This is a genomic window from Streptomyces mexicanus, assembly GCF_902506575.1.
In the GTDB taxonomy this organism is placed as follows: Bacteria; Actinomycetota; Actinomycetes; order Streptomycetales; family Streptomycetaceae; genus Streptomyces; species Streptomyces mexicanus.
Genome location: NZ_LR732544.1, coordinates 1,864,824 through 1,876,374 on the forward strand (window position 1 = coordinate 1,864,824; position 11,551 = coordinate 1,876,374).

Sequence of the window (11,551 nt, forward strand, 5' to 3'; positions counted from 1 at the left end):
GTACCCGAGGGGGACGCCGGGGCGGCGGCGTCGGGGGCCGGTCCCCCGGCGTCCCCCTCGGGTACGTCCGCCGTGGCCCGCGTCCCCTGCGTCCCGGTCACAGAGTCGGTCATGCGCAGACGCTACCGCGAGGCGCTGGGGTACCGTCGGGGGCGATGGCCACGATCGAGGAGTGCCGCAGCGCACTCGAGAAACTCTCGGACACCATGGCGACCGCGGAAGGGGACGTCCGTGAGGCGGCCTCGCTGGACCGCTCCGTGAGCTGCCACATCACCGACCTCGACGTCACCTTCGTCGGCCGCCTGACGGGCGGCCGCATCGACGTGCGCGACACCGTCCAGGGCCCGCCGCCGGAGAAGGCCCAGATCCGGCTCGCGATGACCGGAGACGACCTGGTCGCCCTGGTCGGCGGCGAGCTGAACTTCGCCACCGCCTGGGGCTCGGGCCGGGTGAAGCTGGAGGCGAGCCTGCTGGACCTGTTCCGGCTCAGGAAGCTTCTGTGACGGCCGCCGGCCGGCCGGCACCGCGCCCGCGTGCCCTGCGGGCCGCCGGGACCACCAGCGGCGTGCCCGTCTCGGGGTCCTCGATGACCTGGCAGCGCAGGTTGAAGACCTCCTCCACCAGCTCGGCGGTGACGATGTCGTTCGGCGCGCCCTCGGCGATGACCTTCCCGCCGCGCAGGGCGATGAGGTGGGTGGCGTAGCGGGCGGCGTGGTTGAGGTCGTGCAGCACCGCGACCAGGGTGCGCCCCTGCTCCTCGTGCAGCTCGGCGCACAGGTCGAGGACGTCGATCTGGTGCTGGATGTCCAGGTACGTCGTCGGCTCGTCGAGCAGCAGCAGCGGCGTCTGCTGGGCGAGCGCCATGGCGATCCACACCCGCTGGCGCTGACCGCCCGACAGCTCGTCGACGTAGCGTCCGGCCAGCTCCGCCACGCCCGTCTGCTCCATGGCCTCGCGCACCACCCGCTCGTCCTCGGCGGACCACTGCCGCAGGATGCCCTGGTGCGGGTAGCGGCCGCGGCCCACCAGATCCCCGACGGTGATCCCGTCGGGCGCGACGGAGGACTGCGGCAGCAGCCCGAGCGTCCGGGCGACCTGCTTGGCCGGCAGCGACTGGATGGCCTGCCCGTCCAGCAGCACCCGGCCCTGGCTGGGCTTGAGCATCCGCGACAGCGCCCGCAGCAGGGTGGACTTGCCGCACGCGTTCGGGCCGACGATCACCGTGAACGACCGGTCGGGGATCTGGACGGACAGCTGTTCGGCGATGACCCGCTGGTCGTAGGCGAGGGTGACGTTGTCGGCGGACAGGCGGTTCACGCTGCTCCTCTTGCTGTCAGGAGTGTGGCGGGTGCTGTGGGCGCTGCGGGTGCTCATACCCGTCCCTTCCGGCGCTCGACGACCAGCAGCCACAGCAGGTAGATCCCGCCGAGCACGCCGGTGACCACGCCGACGGGCAGCTGGTCGGCGCCGAAGGCCCGCTGGGAGGCCAGGTCCGCGGCGACGAGCAGGGCGGCGCCCATGCAGGTGGAGGCCGCCAGGTTGGGGCCGGGCGAACGGGTCAGGCGCCGGGCGAGCTGCGGCGCGGTCAGGGCGACGAAGGCGACGGGCCCGGCCGCGGCGGTGGCGGCCGCTGTGAGCAGTACGGCCGAGCCCATCAGCAGCAGCCGCACCCGCTCCACCCGCACCCCGAGGGCGTAGGAGACGTCGTCGCCCATCTCCAGCATCCGCAGCCCGCGCGCGTTGCCGGCGACGACCGGCAGCAGGACCAGGAACAGCACGAGCAGCGGCCACACCTGCGTCCAGTCCCGGCCGTTGAGGGAGCCGGTCATCCACACCACCGCGCGGGCGGCGTCCACGAAGTCGGCCTTGGTGATGAGGTAGCCGTTGACCGCGGTGACGATCGCGTTGACGCCGATGCCGACCAGCACCAGCCGGTATCCGTGCACGCCCTGCTTCCAGGCCAGGAAGTAGATCGCCAGCCCGGTGACCAGACCGCCGGCGAGGGCGCCGAGGGTGACCGCGGTGGCGCCGCCGGAGAACAGGACGATGACGACGAGCGCGCCGGCCGACGCGCCCTGCGAGAGCCCGAGCACGTCCGGGCTGCCCAGCGGGTTGCGGGAGACGGACTGGAACAGCGCACCGCCCAGGCCCAGGCAGGCGCCGACCAGCAGCCCCACCAGCACGCGCGGCAGCCGCAGTTCGCGGATGATGAAGTCCTGGCCCCGGTTGCCCTGGCCGACGAGCGTCTTGAGCACGTCGGCGGCCGGGATCGGGAAGTCGCCGGTGCCGATCAGCACGACGCTCGCGGCGAGCGCGGCCACCACCAGCAGGACGACGACGGTGAACGCCCGGACGTCGACACGGAAGGACAGCCCGCCGGGCACGCGGACGGCCCGCGCGGTCCGCGGCGCGCGGGCGGCCGCGAACCCGTCGGAGCCGGGGGACGTGGTACGGGGAGCGCGGGTGGTCTTCACAGCTGGGTCGTCCTCCGGCGCCGTACGAGGTAGATGAACACCGGGCCGCCGATGAGCGCGGTGACGACGCCGACCTGCACCTCGGCGGGCCGGGCCACGATCCGGCCGATGACGTCGGAGCCGAGCAGCAGCACGGGCGACAGCACGGTCGCGTACGGCAGGATCCAGCGCAGGTCGGGCCCGGTGAAGGAGCGCACGAGGTGCGGGACCATCAGCCCGACGAAGACGATCGGCCCACAGGCGGCGGTGGCCGCCCCGCACAGCACGGTCGCGGCGAGCATGGCGAGCGCCCGGGTGCGGGTGAGGTGGGCGCCGAGGGCGCGGGCGGTGTCGTCGCCCATCGCCATCGCGTTGAGCGGCCGGGCGAGCAGCAGCGCCAGGACCGTGCCGGCCAGGCAGAACGGCAGCACCTGGACGATGGTCTCGTCGGTGGCGGACGCCAGGGAGCCCACGGTCCAGAACCGCATCTTCCCCAGCGCCGCCCCGTTGGTGATCATCACGGCCTGGACGTAGCCGTAGAGCGCGGCACCGATCGCCGTGCCGGCCAGGGCGAGCCGGACCGGTGTGGCGCTGCGGCTGCCGCCGAGGAACCACACCAGCGCGCCCACCGCGGCGGCTCCGAGGAAGGCGAACCAGACGTAGCCGCTCAGGCTGGTGACGTTCAGGAAGGTGATCGCGGTGACGACGGCGGCGGACGCGCCCGCGTTGATGCCGAGCACCCCGGGGTCGGCCAGGGGGTTGCGGGTGAGCGCCTGCAGCACGGCCCCGGCCAGGCCGAGCGCGGCCCCGGCCAGCAGCCCGAGCAGCGTGCGGGACAGCCGCTCGCCGACCACGACGTCGCCGTACGTCCCCGTGTCCTGGAACAGGCCGTGCCACACCTGGGCCACGGACAGCTCCTTCGCCCCGACCGCGATGCTCGCCAGGGCGACGAGCACCAGGATCGCGGCGGAGAAGAGGAGACCGGCGGCTCGCACTCCACGGCGGGTCGGGGGCGCTGCGGCCCGCGCCGCGCGCTCTTCGGGAGGACTGTCGACCAACACGCAGTTAGGTTAGCCTACCCTCGCCGCCCAACACCCTTCGCGGTCCCCTCCCCCACCGCTCCAGGCCCTCCGCCGCGTCGCAGACGCACAGACACCCCGGCCCGCCCGTCACAGACGCACCAGTGCCCCGGCTCGCCCGTCACAAGCCCAGCCGGGCCAGGGCCTTGCCCGCGTCCAGCTCGCACGCCTGCTCGCCGCCCGCCGTCCACGCCGCCGCGCACAGCGCCCGCAGCCCGTCCAGCGCCTCACCGTCACCGGCCAGCTCCAGCTGCGCCGTACCCGCGGTCGCCGTCCACCCGCCGCACCGGAAACCGTCACCCTCTCGGGTGATCTCCGGCTGCCCGGTGAGCAGGCCGCGCAGATCGGCGTCGACGTACGTCGGCCGGTGCTGCGGCGGTGCGGCGATCAGCTGCGCCCCGTCGGTCACCCCGGTCAGCACCAGCAGCGAGTCGACCCCGCCGTTGAACGCCCCCTCGATGTCCGTGTCCAGCCGGTCCCCCACCACCAGGGGCCGTCGCGCGCCCGTCCGCAGGATCGTCTCGCGGTGCATCGGCGGCAGCGGCTTGCCCGCCACCTGCGGCTCGGCACCCGTCGCGATCCGGACGACCTCCACCGCCGCGCCGTTGCCGGGCGCGATGCCCCGCGCGCTCGGGATCGTCAGGTCGGTGTTCGACGCGAACCACGGCACACCCCGCGCGATGGCGAAGCACGCCTCCGCGAACCGCCCCCAGGGCAGCTCGGGGCCGCCGTAGCCCTGCACCACCGCCGCCGGGTCGTCGTCGGCCGACTCCACCGGCTCCAGCCCGCGCTCGCGCAGCGCCACCCGCAGCCCCTCGCCGCCGATCACCAGCACACGCGCCCCTTCCGGCACCTGTCCGGCGATCAGCCGGGCCACCGCCTGCGCGGAGGTGACGACATCCGACGCCTCGGCGCGTATGCCCAGCTCGGTCAGGTGGGCGGCCACCGCGTCCGGCGTCCGCAGGGCGTTGTTGGTGACGTACGCCAGCCGCATGCCGCCCGACCGGGCGGTGGCCAGCGACTCCACGGCGTGCACGATCGCCTCGCCGCCCGCGTACACCACACCGTCCAGGTCGAGCAGGGCCGTGTCGTACGCCTCGCTCAGGGCCTGCCCACTGCCCTCGGGCCTCGTCCTGACGCCCTGACTCATTCCGCATCGCTCCTCATGCCGCCGATCTCCCTTCGATCATCCCCCATGCCACTGACACACGTACGATGCCGGGATGAGCACTGCAGGTCACTCGCCGGCATCACCGCGCCGCGGCCTCGACCTCACCCCGTTCCGAGGCCTCCGCTACGCCCCCGACCGGGTCGGCAGTCTGGCCGCCGTGACGTCCCCGCCGTACGACGTCGTCGTACGCCCCGACGGCCTGCACCACCTCGAGTCCGCCGACCCCCACAACATCGTCCGCCTGATCCTGCCCCAGGCCGGCGACCCGGCCGCCCGCAACGCGCAGGCCGCCGCCACCCTGCGCCGCTGGCTGTCCGAGGGCATCCTGGCCGCCGACCCCGACCCCGGCCTGTACGTCTACGAACAACGCGACGGCGACGGCATGCTGCAACGCGGCCTGATCGGCGCGCTGCGCGTGTCGGACCCCGACGAGGGCGTGGTGCTCCCGCACGAGGACGTGATGCCGCACGTCGTCGCCGACCGCGCCGACCTGATGCGCGCCACCAGCGCCAACCTCGAACCGCTGCTGCTCACCTACCGCGGCAACGGTTCGACCGCCGCCACGACCGTGGTCCTCGAACGCACCGTCGAACAGCCCCCGCTGCTCGCGACCACCACCGAGGACGGCTTCAGCCACCGCCTGTGGTCCATCACCGACCCCGCCGACCTGGCGAAGATCCAGGAGGACCTGTCCGAGCACCAGGCCCTGATCGCCGACGGCCACCACCGCTGGGCGACCTACCGCCGCCTGCGCGCGGAACACCCCTCGCCCAGCGCCTGGGACTACGGCCTGGTCCTCCTGGTGGACACCGCCCGCTATCCGCTCCGGGTCCGCGCCATCCACCGCCTGCTGCACGGCCTGCCGGTCGCCGAGGCCCTGTCCGCGCTGGACGGCCTCTTCCGCGTCCGGCGCCTGGACGTGCCCCTGGCCACCGCCCTGGAGGCGCTGGCGGACGCGGCCTGCGCGGGCAACGCCTATCTGCTCGCCGGCGACGGCTCCTTCCACCTCGTGGACCGCCCGGACCCCGCTCTGCTGGCCCGCACGGTCCCCGCGGACCGCCCGGCCGCCTGGCGCACCCTGGACGCGACCGTCCTGCACGCCGCGCTCCTGGAGCACGTCTGGCGCATCCCCGAGGACGACCCCACCCGCATCGCCTACATCCACGACGCGGCGGCCACCGTGGCGAAGGCGGAACACGACGGCGGGACCGCCGTCCTGATGCACCCCGTCCGCGAGGACGTCGTGCGCGACCTCGCCCGCCAGGGCGTCACCATGCCCCGCAAGTCGACGTCGTTCGGCCCGAAGCCGGCGTCGGGGCTGGTGCTGCGCGCGCTGGACCTGTGAGCCAGGCCGAAAACACGAGGGGCGGGTCCCGGCCGGGACCCGCCCCTCACTCAACTCGTACGACCGGCCTCAGTGACGGCCGTCCTCGTCGCTGTCCAGGGAGCCTCCCTCGGCCTCGCCGTCCTCGGCGAGCGCGTCGGTGAACTCCACGCCGTCCAGCTCGGCCAGCCGGTCCGAGGCGTCCGTGCTGCCGTCCCGGTCCGCCTCCACGGCCTTGGCGAACCACTCGCGCGCCTCGGCCTCCCGACCGGCCGCGAGCAGGGCGTCGGCGTAGGCGTAGCGCAGCCGCGCGGTCCACGGCTGCACGGAGTGGGAGGCCAGCTCGGGGCTCTGCAGGGTGACGATGGCCGCGTCCAGCTGCCCCATGTCACGCCGGGCACCGGCCGCCACGAGCCGCATCTCCACCTGCCCGGCCTTGTCGAGCTTGTGCACCTCCGGGGCGCCGGCCATGTCCAGCGCCTTCTCCGGCCGGCCGAGCCCGCGCTCGCAGTCCGCCATGACGGGCCACAGCTCGACGCTGCCGGTCATCCGCCGGGCGGCCCGGAACTCGGCGAGCGCCTCGCCGTACTTCTGGTTCGCGTACGCGGCGAATCCGGCGGCCTCCCGCACGGCGGCGACCCGGGACGCCAGCCGCAGGGCCACCCTGGAGTAGCCGTAGGCCGCCTCGGGGTCCTCGTCGATGAGCCGGGCGACCATCACCAGGTTCTTGGCGACGTCCTCGGCCAGCGTCTTGGGCAGGCTCTGCAGCTCCTGCCGTACGTCCTTGTCGATCTCCTCGCCGGTGACCTCCGGCGGGATCGGCAGCCGCTTGATCGGCTCACGGTCCCGGTCCCGCTCCTCGCGGAAGCGGCCTGCACCGCGCCGGTCGTCGCCGCGCCGGTCGTCACGGCCCCGGAAGCCGCCCGGACGCCCGCCACGGCTGTCACGGCCGTCGCGGCGGGGACCGCGGCCCCCGCGGTCGTCACGGCCACGGAAGCCCCCGCGCTCACCGCGCTCGTCCCGGTCGCCCCGGTCACCGCGGACGTCGTCCCTGCGGTAGGCGGGACGGTCGCCGTCCCGGCGGAAACCGCGGTCCCGGTCGTCACGACGGCCATAACCACCACGGTCGCCCTCACGCCGGTCGTCCCGACGATCGTCACGCCGGTCGTCCCGGCGGTAGGCAGGACGGTCATCACGCCGATCATCACGACGGTCGTCCCGCCGGTACGAGGCCCGGTCATCGCGGCGGTCGTCACGACGGTCATCACGCCGGTACGAGGGCCGGTCGTCACGGCGGTCGTCACGACGGTCATCACCGCGGTCGTCGCGGCGGAAGCCACCCCGTTCGGGGCGCTCGAACCGGTCGTCACGACGCCCATAACCGCCACGGTCGCCCCGGTCGCCACGGTCGGATCGGTCGTCACGGCGACCGTAGCCGCGCTCGTCACGACGCCCGTACCGGTCGCGGTCGTCGTCACGGCGGAACCCACGGCGATCATCGCGCCGGTCGTCACGCCGATCGTCGTAACGGTGCGAAGGCCGGTCGTCACGCCGGTCATCACGACGGTACGAGGGCCGGTCGTCGCGGCGGTCGTCACGACGCTCGTCACGGCGGTAGGGGGCACGGTCCCCGTCCCGACGGAAACCGCGGTCGCGGTCACCGCGCTCACCGCGCTCACCGCCGCGACGCTCGTCACGGCGGTCATCGCGGCGGTCGTCACGACGCCCGTACCCGCCCCGCTCGTTGGTACGGCGCGGTCCCCCGCGGTAGCCGCCACGATCGCTGCGGTCAGCACGGTCACCACTGTCCCGGCGGCGCTGGTCGCGCTCGGGACGCTCGTCGGAAGAGTTGGTGGACATCGGTGACTCCTGTCTGCTGTACCGCAAGTCATTCTCGCGCGCCGGCTGCCCTGCGCGCTCGGGCGGTGTTTGATCAAAAAAAACGAAAGGACCCCTGGTCCCAGCTGTACGCTGGCGACCAGGGGTCCTCCAAAAATTGTTCGGCGGCGTCCTACTCTCCCACAGGGTCCCCCCTGCAGTACCATCGGCGCTGTGAGGCTTAGCTTCCGGGTTCGGAATGTAACCGGGCGTTTCCCTCACGCTATGACCACCGAAACCCTAATGGTTTCGAGCGAACAAGCACACTCTTCAGTTGTCTGTTCTGCTCAAAGCCGGCAACTGTTCGTTGCCTCAGAACTGACACAGTGGACGCGAGCAACTGAGGACAAGCCCTCGGCCTATTAGTACCGGTCACCTCCACACGTTACCGTGCTTCCAGATCCGGCCTATCAACCCAGTCGTCTACTGGGAGCCTTACCCCATCAAGACACAGTGGACGCGAGCAACTGAGGACAAGCCCTCGGCCTATTAGTACCGGTCACCTCCACACGTTACCGTGCTTCCAGATCCGGCCTATCAACCCAGTCGTCTACTGGGAGCCTTACCCCATCAAGTGGGTGGGAGCCCTCATCTCGAAGCAGGCTTCCCGCTTAGATGCTTTCAGCGGTTATCCCTCCCGAACGTAGCCAACCAGCCATGCCCTTGGCAGAACAACTGGCACACCAGAGGTTCGTCCGTCCCGGTCCTCTCGTACTAGGGACAGCCCTTCTCAAGACTCCTACGCGCACAGCGGATAGGGACCGAACTGTCTCACGACGTTCTAAACCCAGCTCGCGTACCGCTTTAATGGGCGAACAGCCCAACCCTTGGGACCGACTCCAGCCCCAGGATGCGACGAGCCGACATCGAGGTGCCAAACCATCCCGTCGATATGGACTCTTGGGGAAGATCAGCCTGTTATCCCCGGGGTACCTTTTATCCGTTGAGCGACGGCGCTTCCACAAGCCACCGCCGGATCACTAGTCCCGACTTTCGTCCCTGCTCGACCCGTCGGTCTCACAGTCAAGCTCCCTTGTGCACTTACACTCAACACCTGATTGCCAACCAGGCTGAGGGAACCTTTGGGCGCCTCCGTTACCCTTTAGGAGGCAACCGCCCCAGTTAAACTACCCATCAGACACTGTCCCTGATCCGGATCACGGACCCAGGTTAGACATCCAGCACGACCAGACTGGTATTTCAACGACGACTCCACCCGAACTGGCGTCCAGGCTTCACAGTCTCCCAGCTATCCTACACAAGCCGAACCGAACACCAATATCAAACTGTAGTAAAGGTCCCGGGGTCTTTCCGTCCTGCTGCGCGAAACGAGCATCTTTACTCGTAGTGCAATTTCACCGGGCCTATGGTTGAGACAGTCGAGAAGTCGTTACGCCATTCGTGCAGGTCGGAACTTACCCGACAAGGAATTTCGCTACCTTAGGATGGTTATAGTTACCACCGCCGTTTACTGGCGCTTAAGTTCTCAGCTTCGCCCCACCGAAATGGAGCTAACCGGTCCCCTTAACGTTCCAGCACCGGGCAGGCGTCAGTCCGTATACATCGCCTTACGGCTTCGCACGGACCTGTGTTTTTAGTAAACAGTCGCTTCTCGCTGGTCTCTGCGGCCACCCCCAGCTCAGAGCGCGAAGCTCATCACCAGGACTGGCCCCCCTTCTCCCGAAGTTACGGGGGCATTTTGCCGAGTTCCTTAACCATAGTTCACCCGAACGCCTCGGTATTCTCTACCTGACCACCTGAGTCGGTTTAGGGTACGGGCCGCCATGAAACTCGCTAGAGGCTTTTCTCGACAGCATAGGATCATCCACTTCACCACAATCGGCTCGGCATCAGGTCTCAGCCGTATGCAAGGCGGATTTGCCTACCTTGCGGCCTACACCCTTACCCCGGGACAACCACCGCCCGGGATGGACTACCTTCCTGCGTCACCCCATCACTCACCTACTACCAGCTCGGGTCACCGGCTCCACCACTCCGAGACACGTCAAAGACGGGCCCCGGCGGCTTCACGGGCTTAGCATCACTGGATTCGATGTTTGACGCTCCACAGCGGGTACCGGAATATCAACCGGTTATCCATCGACTACGCCTGTCGGCCTCGCCTTAGGTCCCGACTTACCCTGGGCAGATCAGCTTGACCCAGGAACCCTTAGTCAATCGGCGCACACGTTTCTCACGTGTGAATCGCTACTCATGCCTGCATTCTCACTCGTCAACCGTCCACAACTACCTTCCGGTGCTGCTTCACCCGGCAGACGACGCTCCCCTACCCATCACAGCCGGCGTTAGCCGTCATGCTGCAATGACACGACTTCGGCGGTACGCTTGAGCCCCGCTACATTGTCGGCGCGGAATCACTAGACCAGTGAGCTATTACGCACTCTTTCAAGGGTGGCTGCTTCTAAGCCAACCTCCTGGTTGTCTCTGCGACTCCACATCCTTTCCCACTTAGCGTACGCTTAGGGGCCTTAGTCGATGCTCTGGGCTGTTTCCCTCTCGACCATGGAGCTTATCCCCCACAGTCTCACTGCCGCGCTCTCACTTACCGGCATTCGGAGTTTGGCTAAGGTCAGTAACCCGGTAGGGCCCATCGCCTATCCAGTGCTCTACCTCCGGCAAGAAACACACGACGCTGCACCTAAATGCATTTCGGGGAGAACCAGCTATCACGGAGTTTGATTGGCCTTTCACCCCTAACCACAGGTCATCCCCCAGGTTTTCAACCCTGGTGGGTTCGGTCCTCCACGAAGTCTTACCTCCGCTTCAACCTGCCCATGGCTAGATCACCCCGCTTCGGGTCTTGAGCGTGCTACTCAAACGCCCTCTTCGGACTCGCTTTCGCTACGGCTACCCCACCCGGGTTAACCTCGCAACACACCGCAAACTCGCAGGCTCATTCTTCAAAAGGCACGCAGTCACGAGAACAAGGCAAGCCTTGTTCCGACGCTCCCACGGCTTGTAGGCACACGGTTTCAGGTACTATTTCACTCCCCTCCCGGGGTACTTTTCACCATTCCCTCACGGTACTATCCGCTATCGGTCACCAGGGAATATTTAGGCTTAGCGGGTGGTCCCGCCAGATTCACACGGGATTTCTCGGGCCCCGTGCTACTTGGGTGTCTCTCAAGCAAGCCGCTGACGTTTCGACTACGGGGGTCTTACCCTCTACGCCGGACCTTTCGCATGTCCTTCGCCTACATCAACGGTTTCTGACTCGCCTCACAGCCGGCAGACTGTGAAAGAGAGATCCCACAACCCCGCATACGCAACCCCTGCCGGGTCTCACACGCATACGGTTTGGCCTCATCCAGTTTCGCTCGCCACTACTCCCGGAATCACGGTTGTTTTCTCTTCCTGCGGGTACTGAGATGTTTCACTTCCCCGCGTTCCCTCCACACTGCCTATGTGTTCAGCAGTGGGTGACAGCCCATGACGACTGCCGGGTTTCCCCATTCGGAAACCCCCGGATCAAAGCCTGGTTGACGACTCCCCGGGGACTATCGCGGCCTCCCACGTCCTTCATCGGTTCCTGGTGCCAAGGCATCCACCGTGCGCCCTTAAAAACTTGGCCACAGATGCTCGCGTCCACTGTGCAGTTCTCAAACAACGACCAGCCACCCGGCAC

General features: G+C 68.9%; 7 protein-coding genes and 2 rRNA genes. 2 read left to right on the top strand and 7 right to left on the bottom strand.

The features are described 5' to 3' along the window. The first annotated feature begins 155 nt into the window (after positions 1-155). Positions 156-503 (top strand): SCP2 sterol-binding domain-containing protein, encoded by a 348-nt coding sequence (locus GV126_RS08390; protein WP_159664083.1) that lies wholly within the window; start codon positions 156-158, stop codon positions 501-503. Here the strand turns inward: GV126_RS08390 and GV126_RS08395 are convergent. The 4 genes from GV126_RS08395 to GV126_RS08410 all read right to left on the bottom strand — a co-directional run bounded on the left by GV126_RS08395 (position 487) and on the right by GV126_RS08410 (position 4,682). Continuing rightward, entirely contained in the window at positions 487-1,374 is an 888-nt protein-coding gene (locus GV126_RS08395; RefSeq protein ID WP_185947534.1) for an ABC transporter ATP-binding protein, read from the bottom strand. The genes GV126_RS08390 and GV126_RS08395 overlap by 17 nt on opposite strands. Further along, positions 1,371-2,474 carry a FecCD family ABC transporter permease gene (locus tag GV126_RS08400; protein WP_159664085.1) on the bottom strand — a complete coding sequence of 368 codons (1,104 nt, stop codon included), beginning with the start codon at positions 2,472-2,474 and terminating at the stop codon, positions 1,371-1,373. The genes GV126_RS08395 and GV126_RS08400 overlap by 4 nt, the downstream gene beginning before the upstream one ends. Next, complete coding sequence (locus GV126_RS08405; protein WP_159664086.1) at positions 2,471-3,514, bottom strand: FecCD family ABC transporter permease; 1,044 nt, start codon at positions 3,512-3,514, stop codon at positions 2,471-2,473. Before GV126_RS08405 ends, GV126_RS08400 begins: the two co-directional genes overlap by 4 nt. Before the next feature lie 139 nt (positions 3,515-3,653). After that, entirely contained in the window at positions 3,654-4,682 is a 1,029-nt protein-coding gene (locus GV126_RS08410; RefSeq protein WP_159664087.1) for an HAD hydrolase-like protein, read from the bottom strand. A 73-nt stretch (positions 4,683-4,755) separates the two neighbouring features. On the opposite strand from GV126_RS08410, the gene GV126_RS08415 reads away from it, so the two are divergent. Beyond that, entirely contained in the window at positions 4,756-6,048 is a 1,293-nt protein-coding gene (locus GV126_RS08415; protein ID WP_159664089.1) for a DUF1015 domain-containing protein, read from the top strand. A gap of 69 nt (positions 6,049-6,117) precedes the next feature. On the opposite strand, the gene GV126_RS35690 is transcribed toward GV126_RS08415, so the two are convergent. The 3 genes from GV126_RS35690 to GV126_RS08430 form a co-directional block, all read right to left on the bottom strand. Beyond that, positions 6,118-6,852 carry a tetratricopeptide repeat protein gene (locus GV126_RS35690; protein ID WP_201299928.1) on the bottom strand — a complete coding sequence of 245 codons (735 nt, stop codon included), beginning with the start codon at positions 6,850-6,852 and terminating at the stop codon, positions 6,118-6,120. A gap of 1,173 nt (positions 6,853-8,025) precedes the next feature. Then, a 5S ribosomal RNA gene (gene rrf / locus GV126_RS08425) occupies positions 8,026-8,142 on the bottom strand. Between the two features lie 232 nt (positions 8,143-8,374). After that, a 23S ribosomal RNA gene (locus GV126_RS08430) occupies positions 8,375-11,497 on the bottom strand. Between the last annotated feature and the right edge of the window lie 54 nt (positions 11,498-11,551).

Excerpts from the sequence above, each read along its gene's own strand:
- GV126_RS08390 (WP_159664083.1), top strand. The coding sequence starts at position 156 with ATGGCCACGATCGAGGAGTGCCGCAGCGCACTCGAGAAACTCTCGGAC.
- GV126_RS08395 (WP_185947534.1), bottom strand. The coding sequence starts at position 1,374 with ATGAGCACCCGCAGCGCCCACAGCACCCGCCACACTCCTGACAGCAAG.
- GV126_RS08410 (WP_159664087.1), bottom strand. The coding sequence starts at position 4,682 with ATGAGTCAGGGCGTCAGGACGAGGCCCGAGGGCAGTGGGCAGGCCCTG.
- GV126_RS08415 (WP_159664089.1), top strand. The coding sequence starts at position 4,756 with ATGAGCACTGCAGGTCACTCGCCGGCATCACCGCGCCGCGGCCTCGAC.